23 protein-coding genes are annotated in these 21,628 nt (G+C 68.7%); 7 read left to right on the top strand and 16 right to left on the bottom strand.

The window, feature by feature from the left end; all coding sequences use genetic code 11:
* Nucleotides 1-68: 68 nt before the first annotated feature.
* Nucleotides 69-743 carry an HAD family hydrolase gene (locus MFF21_RS01245; protein ID WP_238309370.1) on the top strand — a complete coding sequence of 225 codons (675 nt, stop codon included), beginning with the start codon at nt 69-71 and terminating at the stop codon, nt 741-743.
* A 134-nt stretch (nt 744-877) separates the two neighbouring features.
* Entirely contained in the window at nt 878-1,231 is a 354-nt protein-coding gene (locus MFF21_RS01240) for a hypothetical protein (RefSeq protein ID WP_238309369.1), read from the top strand.
* Between the two features lie 64 nt (nt 1,232-1,295).
* Here MFF21_RS01240 and MFF21_RS01235 read toward each other — a convergent pair whose 3' ends face one another.
* The gene (locus MFF21_RS01235; protein ID WP_238309368.1) at nt 1,296-2,198 is read right to left on the bottom strand and encodes an HpcH/HpaI aldolase/citrate lyase family protein; all 903 of its coding nucleotides are present in this window, start codon (nt 2,196-2,198) and stop codon (nt 1,296-1,298) included.
* Nucleotides 2,199-2,378: 180 nt separating this feature from the next.
* Between MFF21_RS01235 and MFF21_RS01230 the strand changes: the two genes are divergently transcribed.
* Nucleotides 2,379-2,768 carry a tautomerase family protein gene (locus tag MFF21_RS01230; RefSeq protein WP_238309367.1) on the top strand — a complete coding sequence of 130 codons (390 nt, stop codon included), beginning with the start codon at nt 2,379-2,381 and terminating at the stop codon, nt 2,766-2,768.
* A 60-nt stretch (nt 2,769-2,828) separates the two neighbouring features.
* Entirely contained in the window at nt 2,829-3,650 is an 822-nt protein-coding gene (locus MFF21_RS01225) for a shikimate 5-dehydrogenase (RefSeq protein WP_238309366.1), read from the top strand.
* Between the two features lie 13 nt (nt 3,651-3,663).
* Here the strand turns inward: MFF21_RS01225 and MFF21_RS01220 are convergent, their stop codons facing one another.
* The 11 genes from MFF21_RS01220 to MFF21_RS01170 all read right to left on the bottom strand — a co-directional run bounded on the left by MFF21_RS01220 (nt 3,664) and on the right by MFF21_RS01170 (nt 14,262).
* Nucleotides 3,664-5,235 (bottom strand): SpoVR family protein, encoded by a 1,572-nt coding sequence (locus MFF21_RS01220; RefSeq protein WP_238309365.1) that lies wholly within the window; start codon nt 5,233-5,235, stop codon nt 3,664-3,666.
* A gap of 142 nt (nt 5,236-5,377) precedes the next feature.
* Nucleotides 5,378-6,673: a YeaH/YhbH family protein gene (locus tag MFF21_RS01215; RefSeq protein ID WP_238309364.1), complete on the bottom strand. Its 1,296-nt coding sequence runs from the start codon at nt 6,671-6,673 to the stop codon at nt 5,378-5,380.
* A 127-nt stretch (nt 6,674-6,800) separates the two neighbouring features.
* Nucleotides 6,801-8,753, bottom strand: coding sequence for a PrkA family serine protein kinase (locus MFF21_RS01210; RefSeq protein WP_238309363.1), 1,953 nt, complete (start codon nt 8,751-8,753; stop codon nt 6,801-6,803).
* 231 nt (nt 8,754-8,984) lie between these two features.
* Nucleotides 8,985-9,446, bottom strand: a complete 462-nt coding sequence (locus MFF21_RS01205) for a 4-aminobutyrate aminotransferase (RefSeq protein ID WP_238309362.1) — start codon at nt 9,444-9,446, stop codon at nt 8,985-8,987.
* A gap of 109 nt (nt 9,447-9,555) precedes the next feature.
* Nucleotides 9,556-9,975: a hypothetical protein gene (locus MFF21_RS01200; RefSeq protein WP_238309361.1), complete on the bottom strand. Its 420-nt coding sequence runs from the start codon at nt 9,973-9,975 to the stop codon at nt 9,556-9,558.
* A 51-nt stretch (nt 9,976-10,026) separates the two neighbouring features.
* Entirely contained in the window at nt 10,027-10,500 is a 474-nt protein-coding gene (locus tag MFF21_RS01195; protein ID WP_238309360.1) for a MerR family transcriptional regulator, read from the bottom strand.
* A gap of 52 nt (nt 10,501-10,552) precedes the next feature.
* Nucleotides 10,553-10,873 (bottom strand): integration host factor subunit alpha, encoded by a 321-nt coding sequence (locus MFF21_RS01190; protein WP_238309359.1) that lies wholly within the window; start codon nt 10,871-10,873, stop codon nt 10,553-10,555.
* 137 nt (nt 10,874-11,010) lie between these two features.
* Entirely contained in the window at nt 11,011-11,988 is a 978-nt protein-coding gene (locus MFF21_RS01185) for a beta-ketoacyl-ACP synthase III (protein WP_238309358.1), read from the bottom strand.
* A gap of 14 nt (nt 11,989-12,002) precedes the next feature.
* Nucleotides 12,003-13,037, bottom strand: coding sequence for a phosphate acyltransferase PlsX (gene plsX / locus MFF21_RS01180; protein WP_238309357.1), 1,035 nt, complete (start codon nt 13,035-13,037; stop codon nt 12,003-12,005).
* 131 nt (nt 13,038-13,168) lie between these two features.
* Nucleotides 13,169-13,705 (bottom strand): YceD family protein, encoded by a 537-nt coding sequence (locus MFF21_RS01175; RefSeq protein ID WP_238309356.1) that lies wholly within the window; start codon nt 13,703-13,705, stop codon nt 13,169-13,171.
* Complete coding sequence (locus MFF21_RS01170; RefSeq protein WP_238309355.1) at nt 13,702-14,262, bottom strand: ubiquinol-cytochrome C chaperone family protein; 561 nt, start codon at nt 14,260-14,262, stop codon at nt 13,702-13,704. Before MFF21_RS01170 ends, MFF21_RS01175 begins: the two co-directional genes overlap by 4 nt.
* Nucleotides 14,263-14,410: 148 nt before the next feature.
* Between MFF21_RS01170 and MFF21_RS01165 the strand changes: the two genes are divergently transcribed.
* Complete coding sequence (locus MFF21_RS01165; protein ID WP_238309354.1) at nt 14,411-14,908, top strand: outer membrane protein assembly factor BamE; 498 nt, start codon at nt 14,411-14,413, stop codon at nt 14,906-14,908.
* Nucleotides 14,909-14,950: 42 nt separating this feature from the next.
* Here MFF21_RS01165 and MFF21_RS01160 read toward each other — a convergent pair whose 3' ends face one another.
* The 4 genes from MFF21_RS01160 to MFF21_RS01145 all read right to left on the bottom strand — a co-directional run bounded on the left by MFF21_RS01160 (nt 14,951) and on the right by MFF21_RS01145 (nt 18,995).
* Nucleotides 14,951-15,601 carry an HAD hydrolase-like protein gene (locus MFF21_RS01160; RefSeq protein WP_238309353.1) on the bottom strand — a complete coding sequence of 217 codons (651 nt, stop codon included), beginning with the start codon at nt 15,599-15,601 and terminating at the stop codon, nt 14,951-14,953.
* Nucleotides 15,602-15,688: 87 nt separating this feature from the next.
* Nucleotides 15,689-16,780, bottom strand: coding sequence for an alkene reductase (locus tag MFF21_RS01155; RefSeq protein WP_238309352.1), 1,092 nt, complete (start codon nt 16,778-16,780; stop codon nt 15,689-15,691).
* A 140-nt stretch (nt 16,781-16,920) separates the two neighbouring features.
* Entirely contained in the window at nt 16,921-17,421 is a 501-nt protein-coding gene (locus MFF21_RS01150) for a GNAT family N-acetyltransferase (RefSeq protein ID WP_238309351.1), read from the bottom strand.
* Complete coding sequence (locus MFF21_RS01145; protein ID WP_238309350.1) at nt 17,418-18,995, bottom strand: glucan biosynthesis protein G; 1,578 nt, start codon at nt 18,993-18,995, stop codon at nt 17,418-17,420. Before MFF21_RS01145 ends, MFF21_RS01150 begins: the two co-directional genes overlap by 4 nt.
* A 690-nt stretch (nt 18,996-19,685) precedes the next feature.
* Here MFF21_RS01145 and MFF21_RS01140 point away from each other — a divergent pair.
* Complete coding sequence (locus tag MFF21_RS01140; RefSeq protein ID WP_238309349.1) at nt 19,686-20,852, top strand: type III PLP-dependent enzyme; 1,167 nt, start codon at nt 19,686-19,688, stop codon at nt 20,850-20,852.
* A gap of 158 nt (nt 20,853-21,010) precedes the next feature.
* A complete protein-coding gene (locus MFF21_RS01135; protein WP_238309348.1) occupies nt 21,011-21,580 on the top strand; it encodes a GNAT family N-acetyltransferase in 570 nt (189 codons plus the stop codon).
* The last annotated feature ends 48 nt before the right edge of the window (nt 21,581-21,628 follow it).

Raw genomic sequence — 21,628 nt, 5'->3', positions numbered from 1 at the left:
CCCCGCCTCTTGTCCGTTGTGGCGATGACCTCGCGAGACGATCGCGAAACGACGGCAAGGAGGCCGCCATGCGCATCGAGACCGTCTTCCTGTTCGATCTCGACGGAACGCTCGTCGACAGTGTCTATCAGCACGTGCTCGCCTGGAAGGAAGCCCTCGACGCGGAGGGCATCCCGCTCTCGGTCTGGCGGATCCATCGCAAGATCGGCATGAGCGGCGGCCTGTTCACCAACCAACTCCTGCGCGAGACCGGCCTCGAGATGAACCCGGAGCGGATGGACCGGCTGCGCCGGCTCCACGCGGAGGCTTATGCCCGCCTGTCCAAGGGCGTGGTGCCGCTCCCCGGCGCGAAGGCGCTGCTGCGCACGCTCACGGAGAACCGCATTCCCTGGGCGATCGCCACCAGCGGCCGGATGGAGACGGCGGGCCACAATCTCGTCGCCCTCGAGGTTGATCCCGAGAGCGTGCCGGTGGTGACCCGCGACCTCGTGAAATACGCCAAGCCCGACCCGGACCTGTTCCTCGCCGCCGCGGCCCGGCTCTCGGCCCCGATCGAGCATGCGGTGATCGTCGGCGATTCCATCTGGGACATGCTGGCGGCGCGCCGTTGCCGGGGGCTCGGCGTCGGACTGCTTTCGGGGGGCTACGGTTCGGACGAGCTGGAGCGTTCCGGCGCGGCGCGGGTCTACGCGGATCCGGCCGAGCTGCTCGAGCATCTGGACGAGGTCGGCGGACGGCGTTGAAGCGGGGCGCAGATGCGTCGGTCTGCCGCGCGGGGAGAACCGAATCCCTCGCTCCGTCGTTGGAGGGCCATTCGCTTCAGGCAGGGTTCAGCTTGCCTGTGGCAATTTCGCTTCAACAATCGAGGAGTTGATCGATGAAGAAGATCGCTGTGCTCTCGGCCGCTGCCCTGATGGCTGCCGGCACCCTTGCCTCCACCGGTGCCGAAGCGCGCGGCCGCGGTGGAGCGATCGCCGCGGGTGTGGTCGGTGGCCTTGCCGCCGGCGCTCTGCTCGGTGCCGCCGCCTCCAACAGCTACGGTTACGGCTATGGTGGGGGCTATGGCTACGCCGCCCCGGCCTATGGCTACGGCTACGCTCCGAGCTACGGGTACCGCAGCGTCGGCTACGACGATTACTACTATGCCCGTCCGCGCCGGGTGTATCGCAGCTACGACTACGATGCCGGCTATTCCTGGGGCGGCCCGACCTATTACGGCTACGGTTACTGAGCCGAGACTGACAGAGTCGCACGGATGGAGGGGCCGCACCGGAGGGTGCGGCCCCTCTCTCGTTTCAGGCCGCGTTCGACGCTGCGGCGTCGCGCTGCGCGATCGTCTCCGACCAGACCACGGCACGCCGAGCCATGCTGATATGCTGGCGCTCGTACATGCGCCCCTCGACCTTGATCGCGCCGCGCTTGGCGTTCTCGGGCAGGTCGAAGGCATCGATCACGAGGCGGGCGCGACGGACCTCCTCCTCCGTGGGGGCGAAGGAGGTGTTGGCCGGCTCGATCTGGTTCGGGTGAATCAGGGTCTTGCCGTCGAAGCCGAGATCGCGGGCCTGGCGGCATTCCTCGCGGCAGCCATCCACGTCGGCGATGTCGTTCCAGACGCCGTCGAGGATGGTCAGCCCCTCGGCACGGGCGGCGGCGAGGGTGAACATCATCCACGGCAGCATCGGTACCCGGCCGCGCACCAGCTGTGCCCAAGTGTCCTTGGCAAGGTCGTTGGTGCCGAGCACGAAGCAGGTGAGGCGGGAGCGCCGGTCGCGCCGCGCCTTGGCAATCTCCTGGATGTTGAGAATGGCCGCCGGCGTCTCGATCATCGCCCAGACCGCGATGTCGTCGGGGGCATCGAGCGCCTCGAGATGGTCGGCGATGCTTTCCAGCACTGCCGGGGAGGAGACCTTCGGCATCAGGATCGCGTCGGGCCGGGCCTCGATCGCCGCCCGTAGGTCCGCCTCGCCCCACGGCGTCTGGGGGGCGTTGACGCGGATGATGAGCTCACGGTGGCCGTAGCCGCCGCCCTTGACCGCGGCGCAGACCTGCTCGCGGGCGAGCACCTTCTCGTCAGGTCCGACCGCATCCTCGAGGTCGAGGATCAGGGCGTCGGCCGGCAGCGTCTTCGCCTTGTCGAGGGCTCTCTGGTTCGAGCCGGGCATATAGAGCACGCTGCGGCGCAGGCGCGGATCGGACATTGGCGTGGACTCCCTGTTGTGAAGCCATGGTAGCGCAGCGCAGCACTCATGCCAGCATTGCGCTCCCGCAATGCGGAAAGGCCGGCCACGTTTGAAACACCGGGCTTCGGGGCGCTAATAAGCGAGTCCGATCCGCAACAGCCAGAGTCGGGCGCCTCCCCCAATAGTCCGGAACGACCGATGCCGCTCATCCGCTTCGACCTGATCGAAGGCCGCTCCAAGGCCGAGCTGAAGACTCTGCTCGACGCCGCACACGAGGCGATGCTCGAAGCCTTCCAGGTGCCTGCGGGCGACCGCTACCAGATCGTCACCGAGCACAAGCCTTCGCGCATGATCGTCGAGGATACCGGCCTCGGCATCCCACGGACGAAGGACGTGGTCGTAGTGCAGGTGATCACCCGGCCGCGTGGTCGGGAGAAGAAGGAGCTGTTCTATCGTCTCCTCACCGAGAAGCTGCAGGCCGCCTGCGGCATCGCACCCGCTGACGTGATGATCTCGATGGTGGAGAACACCGACGAGGATTGGTCATTCGGTCACGGCCGCGCCCAGTTCCTCACCGGCGAACTCTGAGGTTCGATCTGCGGCGGCCCGCCCAGGCGAGCCGCCGCGTGCGATACGCCGAGGTCAGGGATGGACAGGACCAGCATCGGCCGGGACACGACCCTGTGCATGTCCCTGGCAGCCCGGCCCGGCACCTTCGGCTCGCGCTTTCATAATCATCTCTACGAACGGCTCGGCCTCGACTACGTCTACAAGGCCTTCACCACGACGGATCTTTCCGCTGCCATCGGGGGGATCCGCGCGCTCGGCATTCGTGGCTGCGCGATCTCGATGCCGTTCAAGGAGGCGGTGATCCCGCTCCTCGACGGGCTGGCCCCATCCGCCCAGGCGATCGACAGCGTCAACACCATCGTCAACGAGGGCGGTCGGCTCACCGGGCACAACACCGATTACAGCGCGGTCCGCAGTCTCCTCGAACAGTCGGGGATCGACCCGGCCACGCCGTTCCTGCTGCGCGGCAGCGGCGGGATGGCCAAGGCCGTCGCTGCGGCGCTGCACGATGGCGGCTTCCGGCAGGGAACGATCGTTGCCCGGAACGGGCGGAGCGGCCCGGCCCTGGCGGAAGCCTACGACTATGGCTGGGCGGAGGATCTCGGGAGCCTCACCGCGCCCGTCCTGATCAACGTCACGCCCCTCGGCATGGCAGGGGGCGGCGAGGGGCAGCTCGCCTTCCCCGAGGCGATGATCGCGGCGGCGCAGGCTGTGTTCGACGTCGTCGCCCTGCCGGTGGAGACACCCTTCCTGCGGGCGGCCCGATCGCGGGGCAAGGCGACGATCTCGGGGGCCGAGGTCGCGGTGCTGCAGGCGCTCGAACAATTCGTGCTCTATACCGGCATCCGCCCCGAGCCAGCGGCCGTCGAGGCGGCGGCTGTCTTAGCCCGCGTCGGCTGATCGCCCTCTTCGATCAGAAGAAGACCGGCCGGGCCGTCGCCGTGTGCTCGGTCAGCACCGAGCCGGTGGCCGGATCGACCTCCTTGAGGAGGACGTCGTAGCCCCAGAGATTGGCGAGGTGCTGCAGCACGCGCCGGGCATCGTCCTTCTGCAGGGTGATGCGATTGAGCGCCTTGTGGTGCAGGATCAGCTTGCGATCGCCTTCGAGGTCGACATCGACCACCTCGATGTCGGGATCGAGCCAGGCCACGTCGTATTGCCGGGCGAAGGAGCGGCGCATCTTGCGGTAGCCGCGCTCGTCATGGATCGCCTCGACCCGCATCTCGGGTTCGTCGGGATCGTCGACGACGTGGAACAGGCGCATGTCGCGCATGAGCTTCGGCGACAGGAACTGGGCGATGAAGCTCTCGTCCCGATAGTTCTCCCAGCAATCGCGCAGGATCTCCATGCCGTCGCCACGGCCGGCGATGTCGGGGAACCACGCCCGATCCTCGTCGGTCGGGTCCTCGGCGATGCGGGCGATGTCCTGCATCATGGCGAAGCCGAGGGCATAGGGGTTGTGGCCGCCGAAGCCGCGCTCGTCGAAATTCGGCTGGCGGATGACGTTGGTGTGCGAGGTCAGGAACTCGAGATAGGCCGCCTCGTTGATCTGGCCCTTCTGCGAGAGCGCGTTCATGATCCGGTAGTGGCAGTAGGTGGCGCAGCCCTCGTTCATGACCTTGGTCTGGCGCTGCGGGTAGAAATACTGCGCCACCAAGCGGACGATGCGCAGGATCTCCCGCTGCCAGGGCCGCAGTCGTGGGGCCACCTTCTCCAAGAAGTAGAGCAGGTTCTCCTGGGGCAGCTCCAGAAGCGCACGGCGGCGGTCGAGGGCCGGATCGGCCTTGGCGGCGCCGGCCTTCTGCGGCAGCGTGCGCCAGAGATCGTTGAAGATCTGCTCGCCGTGCTCCTCCCGTTCCCGCTCCCGGCGCTGCTCGGAGGCGAGGTCCGGCCGCTTCTTGCGGGGATAGCGGTGAACGCCCTGGCTCATCAGCGCATGTGCCGCATCGAGCAACTGCTCGACGGCATGGTGGCCGTAGCGCTCCTCGCAGCGCGCGATGTAGCGCTTGGCGAAATCGAGATAGTCGAGGATGCCCTCGGCATCCGTCCATTGCCGGAAGAGATAGTTGTTCTTGAAGAAGTGGTTGTGGCCGAAGGCGGCGTGCGCGATCACGAGCGTCTGCATCGTGGCCGTGTTCTCCTCCATCACGTAGGAGATGCACGGATCCGAATTGATGACGATCTCATAGGCGAGGCCCATCAGGCCGCGCCGGTAGCTCGACTCGTGCTGAGCGAAGTGCTTGCCGAAGGACCAGTGCTTGTAGAACAGCGGCATGCCGATCGAGGCATAGGCGTCGAGCATCTGCTCGGCGGTGATGATCTCGATCTGGTTCGGATACCAGGACAGGCCGAGTTCGGGGCCGGCGATGCCCTCGCAGGCGTCGTGAATGCGCCGGATCGTATCGAAATCCCAGTCGTTGCCGGTGAACAGCAACTCGCCCGGTTTGGGCGCCGTGGACTTCGTGCGGCTCAGGCTCGCGGCCATGCGAGAATCCTTCTCGACGCGTCTCCCCTCTCCCATGTGGGGAGGGGCAAGGGTAGGGGTGGTTCAGGAGGCCCCGCCGGGCTTTTGTCCGGCACCGTCCCCACCTCCGACTCCTCCCTCGCGAGGGGGAAGAGCATAGAAGCTAGGCCTCCGCCTTGGCGTCCTGGCTTCGCCCGAACAGCTCGCGGAAGACGGGGTAGATATCCCGGCGGTGGTTGACCTTGCGCATGGCCAGCGGTTCGCCCGCCTTGGCCAGCGCCTCGTAGGTGCGCCAGAGCGTGGTCCGGTGCTCCACGAAGCCGGCGCGGGGGCCGTTCTCGTCACCGACCTCGAGATAGGCGAAATGCTGGCAGGCCGGCAGGATGTGGCTGCGCAGAAGCTCGGTCGCGGTCGGTCCGTCGCTCGACACGTTGTCGCCGTCCGAGGCCTGGGCCGCATAGATATTCCAGTCGGCTGGGTCGTAGCGCTCGGTCACGATGCGCTTCATCTCGACCAGAGCCGAGGAGACCAGCGTGCCTCCGGTCTCGCGGGAGCCAAAGAAGGTCTCCTCGTCCACCTCCGTCGCCTTGTCGGTGTGGCGGATGAAGACGATCTCGACATGCTTGTAGCGGCGCGTCAGGAAGATGTGCAGCAGGATGTAGAAGCGCTTGGCGAGGTCCTTCATGTGCTCGGTCATCGAGCCGGACACGTCCATCAGGCAGAACATCACCGCCTGGGCGATGGGCCGCGGATAGGGCTCGAAGCGGCGGAAGCGCAGGTCGATCGGATCGACGTAGGGGATGCGCTTCGAGCGCTCGCGCAGGGCCTCCAGCTCCGCCGTCAGCTTGGGCAGGTCGGGATCGAATTCGTGGGTCTCGGCGATGCGGGCCTCGAGGGCGGCAAGCTCCTCGAGCTTCGGCCGCTTCAGCGCGATGCGCCGGGACATCGAGTTGCGCAGCGTGCGCGACAGGGCGAGGTTCGCCGGGGAACCGGACACCGTATAGCCGGCCCGGCGCAGGCCCTCCGTCTCGACCACCGACAGGCGGCGCTTGGCGAGATCGGGCAGTTCCAGGTCGTCGAGGAAGAGTTCCAGGAACTCGTCCCGGGTCAAGACGAAGTGGAAGGCGTCCTCGCTGTTCTCGGAGCCTTCGCCCCCCTCGCCGGCACCGCCCCCGCCGCCGCCCGGCGGCCGCTCGATGCGGTCGCCCTCGACGTAGGTCTTGTTGCCGGGGATGATGTAGTCCTGCAGGCCCGTGCCGGGCTGGCGGCTGAAGCGGGGCTCGCGCACCCCGTCGCCGGGCACCGAAATCCGGCCATCCTTGCCGAGATCCTTGATGTCCTTCTCGCGGGCCGATTCCCGGACCGCGCGTTGCGCCATGTCCTTGACCCGACGCAGGAAGCGCTGGCGGTTCGGGAGGCTCTTGCCTCCCGGATTGAGCCGACGGTCGACGATGTGCATCCGGTGTCGCTTAGCGCCTCGTCTTCGAACCCTGGTCCCGGCCTGTCCCGGTCCGTGGGACCGGGACAACCGCCTTGAACGTGCGGCGGAGAGTCGGGCAGGCGCCGCATCGTCCGGGGCAGCCCGCTCAGCCCGCCTGTTTGACCCTCATGTACCACTCGACCAGCCGCCGGACCTGCCGTTCGGTATAGCCCCGCTCGGTCATGCGATCGACGAACTCGCCGTGTTTCTTCTCGGTCTCGCTGTCTTTCTTTGAACCAAAGGAAATGACGGGCAGCAGTTCCTCGACCTGGCTGAACATCCGCCGCTCGATCACCTCGCGCAGCTTCTCGTAGGAAGTCCAGGACGGATTGCGCCCGCCATGCTGGGCCCGCGAGCGCAGGGCGAACTTCACCACTTCGTTGCGGAAGTCTTTCGGATTGGCGATGCCCGCCGGCTTCTCGATCTTGGTGAGCTCCTGATTCAGGAGTTCGCGGTTGAGGAGCTGACCGGTCTCGGCGTCCTTGAAGTCCTGATCCTCGATCCAGGCATCGGCGTAGTCGATGTAGCGGTCGAACAGGTTCTGCCCGTAATCGTGGTAGGACTCGAGATAGGCCTTCTGGATCTCGTGGCCGATGAACTCCGCATAGCGCGGGGCCAGCTCGGTCTTGATGAACTCCAAGTAGCGCTTCTCGGTTTCGGGGGCGAGCTGCTCGCGCCGGATCGCCTGTTCCAGCACGTACATCAGGTGCACGGGGTCGGCGGAGACCTCCGTGGTGTCGTGATTGAAGGTTGCGGCAAGCACCTTGAAGGCGAAGCGGGTCGAGATCCCGTCCATGCCCTCGTCGACGCCGGCGGTGTCCTTGTATTCCTGCATCGAGCGGGCGCGGGGATCGACCTCGCGAAGACTCTCGCCGTCATAAACGCGCATCTTCGAGAACAAGTTCGAATTCGCGTGCTCGCGCAGGCGGGAGAGCACCGAGAACCGGGCCAGCATCTCCAGCGTGCCCGGGGCGCAGGCGGCCTGCGACAGCTCTGAGCGGGAGATCAGCTTGTCGTAGATGTGCTGCTCCTCCGTCACTCGGAGGCAGTAGGGCACCTTGATGACGTAGATACGGTCGATGAAGGCTTCGTTGTTCTTATTGGTCTTGAACGACTGCCACTCGGCCTCGTTCGAGTGGGCCAGGATCACGCCCGTGAAGGGGATCGCGCCGATATTCTCGGTGCCGACATAGTTGCCCTCCTGCGTCGCCGTGAGCAGGGGGTGCAGCATCTTGATCGGCGCCTTGAACATCTCGACGAATTCGAGAACGCCCTGGTTCGCCCGGTTGAGGCCACCCGAATAGGAGTAGGCGTCCGGATCGGCCTGGGAGAGGGTCTCAAGACGGCGGATATCCACCTTGCCGACGAGCGAGGAGATGTCCTGGTTGTTCTCGTCGCCCGGCTCGGTCTTGGCGATGGCGATCTGGCGCAGGCGCGAGGGCCGGATCTTGATGACCTTGAAGCGCGAGATGTCGCCGTCGAATTCGTCGAGGCGCTTGAGCGCCCAGGGGCTCATCAGGCCGGTGAGCCGGCGCCGTGGGATGCCGAAGCGCTCCTCGATCTCCTGGCCCATGGTCTCGGGATCGAACAGGCCGAGCGGGCTCTCGAAGACCGGCGAGACCTCATCCCCTGCCTTGAGCACGTAGATCGGGTGCACCTCCATCAGGGCCTTGAGGCGCTCGGCCAGCGAGGATTTGCCGCCGCCGACCGGCCCCAGCAGATAGAGGATCTGCTTGCGCTCTTCGAGACCCTGGGCCGCGTGGCGGAAGAACGAGACGATCCGCTCGATCGTCTCTTCCATGCCATAGAATTCGGAGAAGGCCGGGTAGATCCGGATGGTCCGGTTCATGAACACGCGGCCGAGGCGGGGATCCCGGGCGGTGTCGACCATCTCCGGCTTGCCGATCGCGTCGAGAATGCGCTCGGCCGCGCTCGCGTACATCAGAGGCTCGTCCCGGCAGGCCTCAAGATACTCGGAGAGCGTCATCTCCGTGTCTCGGCGCGCCTCGTAACCACGAGCGAAGCTCTGGAACAGGTCGTTCGTCGAGTGCGTCGGCATTCGAACACCCCTTCACGCTGGAGACAGCTTCATCCTGTCTCGACTCCGATGCAACTGACATCGCATGTTTTGTCGCACCGCAATGACGACGGATCCACCGCGTGGGAAACGGGTCACACCTTTAACGAACGAAGTCGGTTAGATGCCTGGTTACCTCGGTATTGCCCCGCGCACAGGGGCAACAGAGCCCCTGTGCGCTGCAGCAAGCAGGCCTGGAGAGCCGCGCGCTGTTCACAGGTCTGTCGTGCCCTTGGAGCCGACGTCCTTCTTCTTCTCGTCGGCCTTGCCCTCGCCGGCCTTCGCATCGACGGTGATGCGGATATCCTGCTTCTCGACCGTGCCCTCGGCGGTCTTGATTTCCACCGTCACCGCATCGGCGCCGCTGAAGCCGGCCTTGCTCTGGTAGTAGAGCGCCTGCACCTCCGCTTCCTTGTTCGGGCAGCGGTAGCTCGCAGGCGTCTTCAGCTTGGTGGCTCTCGTGACGAGCTTGCCGTTCTTCGGAGCTTCCGTCACGCGGATCTCCGGGGTCGGGCCGGGCGAGCAGTCCTTCTTGAGGTTGGGGGCGATCACGAGACGGACCACCTTGCCCGGTGCCGCGGTCTCGCTGCGGGTCACCGTGGTCTGGGCCAGGGCTGGGCTCGCTGTCAGGAACAGCGCGGCACAGAAGGCGGTGGTCGGACGGAGGGCGGGCATCGTCAGGTCTCTCCCGGTAACACGGCGCGGTTCGTCGCTCGGATCCGCGTCCCCGATGTGGGAGGCGGCGGACGCCACGTCGAGGGTGATCGCGCTGGTTGTGGACCGATCAGTGTTGGAGGGCGGCGGCGACAGCCCCGGTCACCCGGGCGAGCTGGGTTGCGTCAAGTTCTCCGCTCAGGGCCGCGAGCAGATGCTTCTCGATGCGCTCGCGCTCGCCGAGATCGGCAATCGGTGTGACTGGGATGTCGTTTTCCTTGAGCGCGCAGGCCTTGCGGATGGTGTCGGCGGCCTTGAGTAGGTGCTCGCGCTCGCCTGGTCCCATCTCCCAGAGGGGATTGCGCAGGCGGCTGATCACCCGGCGCGCATCGCGATATTCGCGATCAACGGTGGTTAGCGCCTCGATCTGGCTGACGAGGAACATCAGCTCGAGCACTTCCGAGGCGGCATCGGGGCAGATCCGCACGATCCGCATGACGCGGGCGATCAGCTCCTGGGTCGGCGACATCTGGCGGCGGGGCTCGGCCATGGCGCCTCAACGCCCTTCCTCACGCAAAGTTCGATCACGGCCCTCGCGGAGTCAGGGCTCTTCGGAGTCCCCGGCCTCGAGCCGCTGCAGCAAGGCACGGCAGCCTCGAAGCTCGGCGAGCGCGCCCTCAAGGGCGACGCGCCCGCCGGGCGACAGTGTCTCCCCGGGAGCGGCTTCGTTCTCCGGTTCCGGGGCGCCCGCCTCGGCTTCGCCGCGCCCGACCGCCTGCACGAAGCGCACGCCTTTCTCTTTCAGGACACGCTGCGCGCCCTTGATGGTGTAGCCCTGGCGATGGAGCAGGTGCTGCACGCCCTTGATGAGATCGACGTCGTCGGGCCGGTAGTAGCGGCGGCCGCCCGCCCGCTTCAGCGGCTTGATCTGGGGAAAGCGCGTCTCCCAGAAGCGCAGCACGTGCTGGGGCGTCGCCAACTCCTCGGCGACTTCAGTGATGGTTCGGAAGGCGCCGGGGCGCTTGTCGGTCCGATCCTCGTTCGGGCCGGAGGCGAGATTGAGGGCGAGCGGCATCGGTGAGGCTCAGCGGACGGCGTTTCGCGAGACCAGCGACACTTCGGCCCCCTCAATCCTCGTCGGAATCCGCGGTGCCGTTCAGGCCATTGATGCGGGCCTTCAATACGTTGGAGGGCTTGAACACCATGACCTGGCGGGGCTCGATCTCGACCTCGACGCCAGTCTTCGGATTGCGGCCGACCCGCTTGCCCTTGGAGCGCACCACGAAGGAGCCGAAGGAGGACAGCTTCACCGTCTCTCCGGCTTCGAGGGTCCCGCAGATCTCGGCGAGCACGGTTTCGACGAGAGCCGCCGATTCCGAGCGCGACAGGCCGACCTGCTGATAGACGGCCTCGCTCAGATCGGCGCGTGTGACCGTCTTCCCAGACATGCGTTCACCCCCTTTGGGCCGACTCGACCGCGACCGCGTATCTCTATGATGCGGAACGCTAATCGGCGTACAGGCGTGGGTCAACCGAAGCTTGCGGTTGACAGCTCATGCCGCTTCGGGCAACGGCGCCGGCCCGCTCACCAGCGGATCAGGGCGGCGCCCCAGGTGAAGCCGCCACCGATCGCCTCGATCATCACGAGGTCGCCCTCGCGAATGCGCCCGTCCCGGCAGGCGGCATCAAGGGCAAGCGGGATCGAGGCGGCCGACGTGTTGCCGTGCCGGTCGACCGTCAGCACCACCTTCTCGCGGGCGATGCCGAGCTTGTCGGCAGAGGCCTCGATGATCCTGCGATTCGCCTGATGCGGCACGAACCAGCTGAGATCCTCGGCGGTGGTGCCCGAGGCGCGGAAGGTCTCCTCGATCACATCGGTCACCGAGCCGACGGCGAAGCGGAAGACCTCCTTGCCCTCCATGCGCAGCTTGCCAGTGGTCCCGGTCGAGCCCGGACCGCCATCCACGTAGAGCTTCGCGCGGTGACGCCCGTCCGAGCGCAGGCAGCTCGCCAGAACGCCGCGATCGGCTGTGGTGCCGTCGCCCTCCCGCGCTTCGAGGACGACGGCGCCCGCCCCGTCGCCGAACAGCACGCAGGTGGTGCGGTCCTCCCAGTCGACGATGCGGGAGAAGGTCTCTGCCCCGACCACGAGGGCACGCTTGGCTGCGCCGGTGGCGAGATAGCGGTCGGCGGTCGCGACGGCGAAGACGAAGCCGGCACAGACGGCCTGGAGGTCGAAGGCGAATCCGGTCTCGATGCCCAGCATCGCCTGGATCTGGGTGGCGGTGGACGGGAAGGTGTGGTCTGGCGTCGAGGTGGCGCAGATGACGAGATCGATGTCGGCGCCGGAGAGACCAGCCCGATCGAGGGCTGCCTTCGCCGCCTGCGCTCCGAGCACGGAGGTGGTCTCGTCGGGGCCGGCGATGTGGCGCTGCCGGATGCCCGTGCGCTGCACGATCCACTCGTCCGACGTCTCGACCCGGGTTTCCAGATCGGCATTCGTGACGACCTGCCTCGGCAGGTAGGAGCCGCAGCCGACGACGACGGAGCGCAGGAGCGCCATCTGATCGGTCCTTTCTAAATCTGCACGACCGCGGGCGTGCGCTCGAGCATGTCACGGATCGTGCGCATCAGATCGTGGCGGGCCATGTCGTGGGCGAGGTCGACTGCCGCCGCGAAGCCCTGCGCGTTCTCCGAGCCGTGGCTCTTGATGACGATGCCTTCGAGCCCGAGGAACACGCCACCATTGGCCCGGCTCGGATTCATCTTCTCGCGCAGGGCCGCGAAGGCCTGGCGCGCGAAGAGATAGCCGATCTTGGCCGAGAGCGTGCGCCCCATAGCCGCCTTCAGATACGTCGCGATCTGCTTAGCTGTTCCCTCGGCGGTCTTGAGGGCGATGTTACCGGTGAAGCCTTCGGTGACGACGACATCCGTCGTGCCACGGCCGAGATCGGTGCCCTCGACGAAGCCGTAATAGGAGAAATTGGCGGGGTCGTTCTCGCGCAGCAGACGGGCGGCCTCCTTGACGGCCTCGTTACCCTTCATCTCCTCGGTGCCGACATTGAGCAGGCCGACCGAGGGCGTGTCGATGTCGAGGACAATGCGGGCCATGGCCGCGCCCATCACCGCCATCTCGACGAGATGCTCGGCATCGGTGCCGATGGTGGCGCCGACATCGAGCACCACGCTCTCGCCGCGGATCGTTGGCCACAGACAGGCGATGGCCGGGCGTTCGATGCCCGCCATGGTCTTCAGGCAGATCTTCGACATCGCCATGAGCGCGCCGGTATTGCCCGCCGAGACCGCGGCCTGGGCCTCGCCGTCGCGCACCGCCTGGATCGCGCGCCACATCGAGGACTTGCCCCTGCCCTGGCGCACCGCCTGGCTCGGCCTATCGTCCATGGCGACGGAGACCGTGGTGTGGCGGATCTCGACGGCGCCTTTCAGGCGCGGCTCGGCCTCGACGAGGGGGCGGACCACCGCCTCGTCACCGAACATCAGGAAGGTGGTCTCGGGATGCCGTTCCCGGGCGATGGCCGCGCCCGGGACGACGGTCGAGGGTCCGTGATCGCCGCCCATGGCGTCGAGCGAGATGCAAACGCGTGCCGACATGTCTTCCGTGTCGCTGCCTCGGGGAGAGGCTCAGCTTCCGCGGGACCCACGCCTGTCACGCGGCCCGCCCAATGGCGCGCGGAAAATAGCGATCGAGCGGCGGGGGGCAAACGAAAACTGCGGGGCTCGGCTCAGCCCTCCCCCTCGCGCAGGCGACCGAGTGCTGCGAATGGGCTCGTATCTGCCCCGACGCTCACGGTCTCGAAGTCGATGCCGGGCTTGCGCGGATAGGGATCGAGCCCGAGCGCGAGGAACTCCGCGGTGAGAGCGCCGAAATCGATCCGGCCGTTTGTGATGGGGTCGGGGGTGTCGACGTTCTCGGCACCGTCTCCGGCCTCGTCCATCGCGAGGTCGGAGAAGGTGATGTCCACGGGCTCGGACACCGCCGCCTCGAAGCCTTCCAGGCTCGCCGTGCAAGTCTGCGTCACGATGGCTTCGACGCTTCCCGTCACGTGAAGCCGCTCCTGCGAGCCCGAGAGCCGGAAGCGGCCGACGAGGTCGCGGATCGCCGGGAGGCCGAAATCCTGCGCCAGCGCCACGCATTCCGCCTCGCTCGCCTCGACGACGATCTCGGCGCGGTTGCGCAGGAGCCGCTCGACCGGCATCGACCGCGAGAGCGGGCTGGTCTCGGGCCGGGTCGGCCCGGATCGGGTGTCAGAACGCGTCATGCAGCCCTCCCTGGGTGGTGGAATGATGCCGGGTCGGCGAAGCACGGGCCGGACCCGAGCAGGGCGTCGAGATCGAGGCCGGACAGGGTCCCGGCGCTGGCCATCACATAATCGGCCAGGGCGCCGGCTCCCGCCTCGGCCGCCTCGGCGCCGAGCAGGTTGCGCGCCAATGCCGCGGCGAGGCCGGCCCGGTCGCCCGCCCCGAGGGGCGCGCCGTAGCTGTCGGCCCGCCCGTAGAAGGCGGCGGCGAGCTTCTTCATACGCTTGGGAACGCCGATGTCGCCGACGCCGAGCTCGCGCAGGGAGGCGTCGAGCTGGCGGAAGACGGAATCGACGAGGTCCTGCGCCACGTCGGCCGCCGGCGCGGGCAGCGCATCCAGGCGGCGCAGGACGAGGATCACGTGCAGGCACAGGGCCTCGAACCGGCCCTCGACCGTGTCGGGAACGCCGAGCCCCTCGTAGAGGGCCGGCGCCCGGGCCGCCGCGTTGACGCGGGCGTGGAGGAGGCGGATCGCCGCGCCGTTCGGATCCCGGCGGCGCAGGAAGCTCAGGATCATCGCATCCTCCGGATGCCGGCCCGCTGTGGCCGAGCTTGCCTTGTCAAAGCCATAACCCCGCGGTACGGCAGCCAACGGTCAAGGTGCAAGCCCGGTAGACGCGCGAGAGAAATCGCGGTGGGCGCCACCTCCGGAACAAGGGGCCTCGATGTCGCGCCGTCTCGTCTCCTCGCTCGCACGGCTCGCCGTGCTCGGTCTGGTCGGCACGGGGCTCTCCGCCTGCATCGGCGAGGAGCTGCGTCACGGCTACCAGGTCGATCAGGCGGCGCTCGCCACCGTCAAGCCCGGCATGAGCGCCGAGCAGGTGCTGCAGATCCTCGGCACGCCCTCCACCGTGTCCACCGTGGGCAACAAGTCCTGGTACTACATCACCCAGAACACCCGCCGCACGGTGCTGTTCCTGGGCGAGTCGGTCGAGGACCAGAAGGTGACCGCGGTCTATTTCAACGGCGGCATGCGGGTGGAGCGGGTGGCGCTCTACGGCCTGCAGGACGGCCGCATCTTCGACTTCATCGAGCGCACCACGCCGACGAGCGGCGCCGACCGCGCCTTCCTCAGCCAGCTCTTCCGCGGCCTGACCCGCTACGAGCCCTTCGGCTCGGGCGCGGGCGCCTCGGTGGTGCCGGGCGCGAACCGGGGCCAGTAAGGCCCCTCGCCAAGAACCCTCCGCGGAAAGCCAGCCTGAGCCTCAGGCCGGCACCAGGGCTTCGAGCAGCGCCTCCGGCCGGCTCAGCAGAAGATCGGGGCCGCGCGCCGCGAGCGCGTCCGCCCGCGTGTAGCCCCAGCCCACGGCGCCGAAGCGGCAGCCGACGGCGCGGGCGGCCTCCCAGTCCCGGATCTCGTCCCCGATCGACAGCGCCGCGCCCGGCGGGACGCCGCAGCGCCGCAGCAGCGCCTGGAGGCGCCGGGCCTTGCCGAACAACGCCGCGCCGCAGGCGTAGTGCCCGATCCGGGCGGCCGCCTCCGGCCCGAGGACGCGGCGCACATTCGCCTCGGTGTTCGAGCTGAGCAGCGCCAAGGCGAGGCCCTGTGCCTGGAGCGCGGCCAGCATCTCCGGGATGCCGGGAAACAGCCGCATCGTCCCGGCATCCCGGGCGGCGAGCCCGTGCATGTGACGGGCGATGGCGGGGACCTTCCACAGGGGCACGCCGAGCTGCTTGAGAACGCCGTGGGCGTCGAGGCCGCGCAGGGTGTCGATCTCGTGCGCCGCGACCCGGCGGAAGCCGAAGCGGTCGGCGACCTCGTTCAGCACGCCGCAGAACCAGGGAAAGGTGTCGGCGAGCGTCCCGTCGAAATCGAACACGACGAGGCGACAGGCAGGGCGCGTGACGGCGTCCAAGGGGTGGCCTTCTCGTTGGGGTCCGCGGGAACGAAAAAGGGCGCCGCTCGCGCGGCGCCCTCCCTCGTGCGGTCCGATGGCGGGTGCTTACGCGGCCTTGGCCGCGTCGAGGGTCGGATAGTCGATGTAGCCCTCCGGGCCCTGGCTGTACCAGGTCGGCATGTCGTCCTTGTTGAGGGGCGCGCCCTCGGCGATGCGGCGGGGCAGGTCGGGATTGGCGAGGAAGGGGCGCCCGAAGGCGATGGCGTCGGCCTCGCCCGCGTCGAGGGCGGCCTGCGCCTTCGGCCCGTCATAGTCGCAGTTGAGGATGACGGGGCCGCCGAAGGCCTTCTTGATCACCGGGGCGACCGGAGGGACTGTGGCCTTGCCGAAGGTGCCGTTCGGCCCCGGCTCGCGCAGCTCGATATAGGCGAGGCCGATGCGCGCCATCGTCTCGGCGGCGAGCGCGAACAGCGGGTGCGGGTTCGAATCGTCCACGCCCTGGACCGGGCCGTTCGGCGAGAAGCGGATGCCCGTGCGCTCGGGGCCGACCACGCCGGCCACGGTCTGGGCAACCTTGGTCACGAGGCGGACGCGGTTCTCGATGGAGCCGCCGTAGCGGTCGGTGCGCTTGTTGATGCCGTCGCGCAGGAATTCGTCGAGCAGGTAGCCGTTGGCGGCATGGATCTGCACGCCGTCGAAGCCGGCCGCGACCGCGTTCTTGGCCGCGTTCTCGTAATCCGCGAGCAGGCGCGGGATCTCGTCCTCGCGCAGGGGCCGCGCCTCGCCGTAGGGCTTCTTGCCGTCGTAGGTATGGGCCTCGCTCGGTGCGGTCGCGACGGAGGAGGAGACGGGCTTCTCGCCGCCGAGGAAGTCGGGATGGACGAGGTAGCCCATGTGCCAGAGCTGCAGGGCGATGCGGCCGCCCGCATCGTGGACCGCCTTCACCACCGGCTTCCAGGCCTCGACCTGCTCCTGCGACCAGATGCCCGGCGCGTAGGGCCAGCCGAGCCCCTCCTGGCTGATGCCGGTCGCCTCGGAGATGATGAGGCCGGCGCTCGCGCGCTGGGCGTAGTACTCGGCCATGATCGGGGTCGGCACGTGCGTGCGCGTCGCGCGGCCCCGGGTCAGGGGCGCCATGAGGATGCGGTTGGGCAGCTCAAGGCTGCCGAGGCGGATCGGATCGAACAGGGACGGCATGAAATCCTCGTGATCGGCGCGGCCCGCGCGGGGTGCCGGCCCAATTGCCCACTCGGAGAGAGCAGGTTGGGCGGGATCATCCCGCGCGCCAGGGGCGGGAGGTGCGCTCGCGCACCTCTTTCGCACCGCAGCGGGCGGGCTCAGTCGTCGGACAGCGCCTTTTCGTAGCACCAGGCCTCGGTGCCATCCTCGTAATAGTCGGGTTTGGCGCCGTAGCGGACATAGCCGCTGCGCTCGTAGAGGCGGATGGCGGGGCCGTTGTCGACCCGCACCTCGAGGCGCAGCCGGGTGCGGCCGTGGCGGCGCGAATCCGCCTCCGCCGCTGCGAGCAGCTGGGCGCCGAGGCCCTGCCCGGCCCGGGCCGGGGACACGGCGATGGAGGAGAGCCGGGCGATCCGGCTGGTCTTGCGCCGCTCCAGCGTCGCCGCGCCGATGAGGATGTCGCCGTCGCGCTCCTGCGCGACCGCCACGAGCAGGCTCATGCTGGGCGAGCGGATGGCGTGGCGCAGCGCCCGGCGCTCGGCCCGGTCGCCGGCGAAGGCGGCATGCTCCAGGGCGACCAGCGCATCGAGGTCGGCGATCCGCGCCGGCCGGATGGTCGGGGCGAGGCGGGGCGCCCGCTCGGCAGCCGCGGCGCTCACGCGACGGTCCAGGGAAACGACCAGGTCTCGGTCAGCGTGCGGTCCTTGCTGCGCAGGAAGGCGCGCAGCTCGGTGGTGCCCGGCCCGTCGAGGACCGCGTCGACGGCGACCCGGAAGCCGCGCACATACGGGTTCGGCGTGATCGAGGTGGCCGCGATCCGCCCCGCCGTGGCGCTCGCCACGACTTCGAGGGCGGAGGGATCGGGCAGGAAATAGGGCAGGTCGCCCCCGCCGAAATCGATCAGGAAGCGCCGGCGCCGGCGGGCGTCCTGGTCCTCCGGCCTGCGGGCCCCGCCGCTCGCCGCCGAGGCGGCGAGGAAGGTGTTGAGCACCTGGCCGTTCGGGTGGAGCTTGACCCCGGCGAGGGCCCGCATCCGGTAGTTCAGGCGTACGGGGGCGCCGGCCGGGTAGGGCTGCCGCGGGCGCCAGAAGGCGACGATGTTGTCGGCGGCCTCGTTGTCGGTCGGCAACTCGACGAGGACCACGTCGCCCTCGCCCCAGGCCCCCTCCGGCTCCACGAAGTAGCTCGGACGGCGCTGATAGGCGGCCTCCAGGTCCTGGTAGCTCGAGAAGTCCCGGTCGCGCTGCATCAGGCCGAAGCCCTTCGGGTCGCGGTCGCCGAAATAGGAGATCCGCCGCGCCTGCGGGTTGTCGAGGGGGCGCCAGAGCCATTCCCCGGATCCGGCCGCGATCTGCAGCCCGTCGGAATCGTGCAGCTCCGGGCGATAATCGTCGCTGTGGCCCCGGTCGGTCTCGCCGATGAAGTACATCGAGGTCAGCGGCGCGATCCCGACGAGGCCGAGGGCGCGGCGGGGGAACAGGGTCGTCTGCACGGAGACGATGGTCTCCTCGCCCGGCCGCACCACGAAGCGGTAGGCGCCGGTCTGCGAGGGGCCGTCGAGCAGGGCATGGAGCGTGACGGTCTCGGCATCCTTGCCCGGCACCTCCACCCAGAACTCGCGGAAGAACGGGAACTCCTCGGGGCCGTCCTTCGCCTCGGTGTTCACGGCGAGCCCTCGGGCCGAGAGCCCGTAGACCTGGTCGCGCCCGAGGAAGCGGAAATAGCTCGCGCCGACGAAGACGATGAGCTCGTCGAGCAGGTCCGGCTTGTTGAGCGGCGTGTGGATGCGGATGCCGGCAAAGCCGAGATCGAGCGGCAGCGGCCCCGAGACCTTGGTGCGCCCGAAATCGAACAGGTCCGCCTTGTAGGGGATCGGCGTGGCGATGCCGCCGCGCACGAGGTTCACCGTCACCGGCCGCTCGTAGAGGAAGCCGCGGTGGAAGAGCTGCAGGCGGAAGCGGCTGCCCTCCTCCCCGAGGAAGGCCTTGCCCGGCTTGAAGCGGATGTCGCGCCAGGCGTCGTAATCGAGCTGCGCGAAGGCGGGGGGCAGGGCCGGCACCCGGGCGTCGAAGGGTGCGGCGGCGAGCGCCCGGGCCCGCTCCTCGACCTCCTCGAAGCCGAAGGGGCGGGGCGCGTAGCCCTTCTCCTCGGCCGTTGCCGCCAGACCGGACAGGCTCAAGGCTCCGCCTGCGGCAAGGGCCGAGACGACGGCGCGGCGGGTGGGCTCTGTCATGATTCCGTGCAGGCTGCCGGGCCGTCCGCGGGGCCGGCGCGTGGGGTCGAGCGGGGCGGACGAGCCGGATCAATGGACCGTTCCCGCGCCCTTGAAAAGGTGCGGGCGGCCCGGCTGCGGCCATTCTGCAACGTTCCCGTGAGGGCTGGGAAAAACCGCTCGGAATCGCGCGGAGGGCGCTTGTTCCCGAAGGGGCCGATGCGTATATGGCGCCTGCCCAATTTCGCACGTGCCTGTGGCCGCGTGTCGGTTGGTGGGCATCCGGTCAACTGCCGGACAGCCGCCAGGGGTCTTAAAGGATCGATGGTCGCAAGGGTGGATCCCTACGGCCGGCATCCGGGTGGCGACACCAGACCCCGACAACAACCGACAGCCGGAGGCGAAACCGGCGAACCCCGCTCTCCACGGGGGACGCAGCTTAAAGCAACGACGAACGGGCTTTTTTGGTCTCGTCGGCCCTCCAAAGGCCGACACCGAAGAGGCTTGTTTCTCTTTGCCCGGCGTGCGGTTGGGGATTCCCCATCCAATCCACGGCAGCTTCCGGGTGCTCTGCGCCCGCACGGACGTTCGTGTCTCCAAAGCACGGTCGGCCGCGCGACGCATCGCCCCCTGACGCCGACGGCTCCCCGGAGCCGTCCCGATTCGATTCTGCGCCCGAAGACGGCGCCTCGAACCTGGTGGGGACGACCAATGACCGATCGCATCCGCGATTTCCTGCGCGTGCGCCGTGATCTCGGCCGTGACGAGGGCCCGGTGATGGTCCTCGACCTCGAGGTCGTGCGCGAGAACTACACCGCCTTCGCCCGCTCGTTGCCCGACACGCGCGTCTTCTACGCGGTGAAAGCAAATCCCGCGCCGGAGGTGCTGCGCCTGCTCGCCGAGATGGGCTCCTGCTTCGACACCGCCTCCGTCGCCGAGATCGAGATGGCGCTCGCCGCCGGCGCGACCCCCGACCGCGTCTCCTTCGGCAACACCATCAAGAAGGAGCGCGACGTGGTGCGCGCGCTCAAGCTCGGCATCCGCCTCTTCGCGGTCGATTGCCAGGTCGAGGTCGAGAAGATCGCCCGGGCCGCCGGCGCGGCCGGTGTCGAGACCGGCGACATCCAGGTCTTCTGCCGCATCCTCTGCGACGGCGCCGGCGCCGACTGGCCGCTCTCGCGCAAGTTCGGCTGCGAGCCGGAGATGGCGGTGACCGTGCTGGAGCACGCCCACCGGGAGGGCCTGCAGGCCTACGGCGTGTCCTTCCATGTCGGCTCGCAGCAGGCCAACACCGAGGCCTGGGACGGGGCGCTCGCCTCCGCCTCCATGATCTTCCGCGAATGCGCCCTGCGCGGCATCGGCCTGTCGATGGTCAATCTCGGCGGCGGCTTCCCGACCAAGTACCTCAAGGCGGTGCCGGGCGTGGAGAGCTACGGCGATGCGATCTTCCGGGCGCTCACCAAGCATTTCGGCAACCGGATCCCGGAGACGATCATCGAGCCGGGCCGCGGCATGGTCGGCAATGCCGGCCTGATCGAGGCCGAGGTGGTGCTCGTCTCGAAGAAGTCCGAGGCCGAGGACGAGGTGCGCTGGGTCTATCTCGACATCGGCAAGTTCGGCGGCCTCGCCGAGACCATGGACGAGTCGATCCGCTACGCGATCCGCACCGACCACGACGAGGACCGCATGGCCCCCTGCGTGGTCGCCGGCCCGACCTGCGACTCGGTCGACGTGCTCTACGAGAAGAACCATTACCCGCTGCCGGTCTCCCTCTCGATCGGCGACAAGGTCTGGATCGAGGGCACCGGCGCCTACACGACCACCTATTCGGCGGTCGCCTTCAACGGCTTCCCGCCCCTCGAGCAGATCGTGATCTGAACCGGGCGTCCGGTCAGGCTCCGTTCACGCCTTTTCCGCCAGAAGCACGGCGCGGAATGCCCCGCGCCGCTGATCCACCGACGTGTCCCGGACGGCCTGCCCCGGCAGGTGCGAGGGCTGTTTCTTCCCGCTCGATGCGACCTTGGGAGGGTACGGCCGTGATCCAGATCCGTGATGAGATCGCCTCGGACGTCGCGGCTCGCGAGCGCCTGCTCGATGCCTGCTTCGGCCCGGGCCGTTTCCTGAAGAGCTCCCAGCGCCTGCGCGAGGGCCGCCTGCCGGCCGAGGGCCTCGCCCTGGCCGCCACCGACGACGAGGGCCGCCTCGTCGGCACCGTGCGCCTGTGGGACGTGGAGACCGGCTGCGGCCGCCCCGCGCTCCTGCTCGGGCCGCTCGCGGTCGATCCCGCCCTGCAGGGCGCCGGCCTCGGCGGCCGCCTGATGCGCGCGGCCCTAGCCCGCGCCGCCGGGCTCGGCCACGCCGCGGTGCTGCTCGTGGGGGATGCGCCCTACTACGCCCGGTTCGGCTTCGCGCCGGAGAAGGCGGAGGCGCTGTTCATGCCCGGCCCCTTCGAGCGCGAGCGCTTCCTCGGCCTGGAGCTGACGCCCGGCGCCCTGGCCGGGGCCGCCGGCACCCTGCGCCCGACCGGTGCGCCCGATAGGGTCCCCCTCGTCGCGCAGGGCGCGGTGGGCGCCGATGCGGCGGCGGCACGACGACAGGCCGCCTGAGGCGCGGGCGCCCGCGCCCCGCCACCTGCCCGAAACGGGCTAAGCCCC

This window comes from Methylobacterium organophilum, from assembly GCF_022179465.1.
In the GTDB taxonomy this organism is placed as follows: Bacteria; Pseudomonadota; Alphaproteobacteria; order Rhizobiales; family Beijerinckiaceae; genus Methylobacterium; species Methylobacterium organophilum.
This window is presented reverse-complemented; position numbering and strand designations above follow the sequence as displayed.

Coding starts and splice junctions, on each gene's coding strand:
- MFF21_RS01140 (WP_238309349.1), top strand. CDS start 19,686: ATGACCGATCGCATCCGCGATTTCCTGCGCGTGCGCCGTGATCTCGGC.
- MFF21_RS01195 (WP_238309360.1), bottom strand. CDS start 10,500: ATGCCGCTCGCCCTCAATCTCGCCTCCGGCCCGAACGAGGATCGGACC.
- MFF21_RS01165 (WP_238309354.1), top strand. CDS start 14,411: ATGTCGCGCCGTCTCGTCTCCTCGCTCGCACGGCTCGCCGTGCTCGGT.
- MFF21_RS01170 (WP_238309355.1), bottom strand. CDS start 14,262: ATGATCCTGAGCTTCCTGCGCCGCCGGGATCCGAACGGCGCGGCGATC.
- MFF21_RS01185 (WP_238309358.1), bottom strand. CDS start 11,988: ATGGCGCTCCTGCGCTCCGTCGTCGTCGGCTGCGGCTCCTACCTGCCG.
- MFF21_RS01230 (WP_238309367.1), top strand. CDS start 2,379: ATGCCGCTCATCCGCTTCGACCTGATCGAAGGCCGCTCCAAGGCCGAG.
- MFF21_RS01225 (WP_238309366.1), top strand. CDS start 2,829: ATGGACAGGACCAGCATCGGCCGGGACACGACCCTGTGCATGTCCCTG.
- MFF21_RS01235 (WP_238309368.1), bottom strand. CDS start 2,198: ATGTCCGATCCGCGCCTGCGCCGCAGCGTGCTCTATATGCCCGGCTCG.
- MFF21_RS01220 (WP_238309365.1), bottom strand. CDS start 5,235: ATGGCCGCGAGCCTGAGCCGCACGAAGTCCACGGCGCCCAAACCGGGC.
- plsX (WP_238309357.1), bottom strand. CDS start 13,037: ATGTCGGCACGCGTTTGCATCTCGCTCGACGCCATGGGCGGCGATCAC.
- MFF21_RS01215 (WP_238309364.1), bottom strand. CDS start 6,673: ATGCACATCGTCGACCGTCGGCTCAATCCGGGAGGCAAGAGCCTCCCG.
- MFF21_RS01145 (WP_238309350.1), bottom strand. CDS start 18,995: ATGACAGAGCCCACCCGCCGCGCCGTCGTCTCGGCCCTTGCCGCAGGC.
- MFF21_RS01205 (WP_238309362.1), bottom strand. CDS start 9,446: ATGCCCGCCCTCCGTCCGACCACCGCCTTCTGTGCCGCGCTGTTCCTG.
- MFF21_RS01200 (WP_238309361.1), bottom strand. CDS start 9,975: ATGGCCGAGCCCCGCCGCCAGATGTCGCCGACCCAGGAGCTGATCGCC.
- MFF21_RS01210 (WP_238309363.1), bottom strand. CDS start 8,753: ATGCCGACGCACTCGACGAACGACCTGTTCCAGAGCTTCGCTCGTGGT.
- MFF21_RS01155 (WP_238309352.1), bottom strand. CDS start 16,780: ATGCCGTCCCTGTTCGATCCGATCCGCCTCGGCAGCCTTGAGCTGCCC.
- MFF21_RS01190 (WP_238309359.1), bottom strand. CDS start 10,873: ATGTCTGGGAAGACGGTCACACGCGCCGATCTGAGCGAGGCCGTCTAT.
- MFF21_RS01245 (WP_238309370.1), top strand. CDS start 69: ATGCGCATCGAGACCGTCTTCCTGTTCGATCTCGACGGAACGCTCGTC.
- MFF21_RS01175 (WP_238309356.1), bottom strand. CDS start 13,705: ATGACGCGTTCTGACACCCGATCCGGGCCGACCCGGCCCGAGACCAGC.
- MFF21_RS01240 (WP_238309369.1), top strand. CDS start 878: ATGAAGAAGATCGCTGTGCTCTCGGCCGCTGCCCTGATGGCTGCCGGC.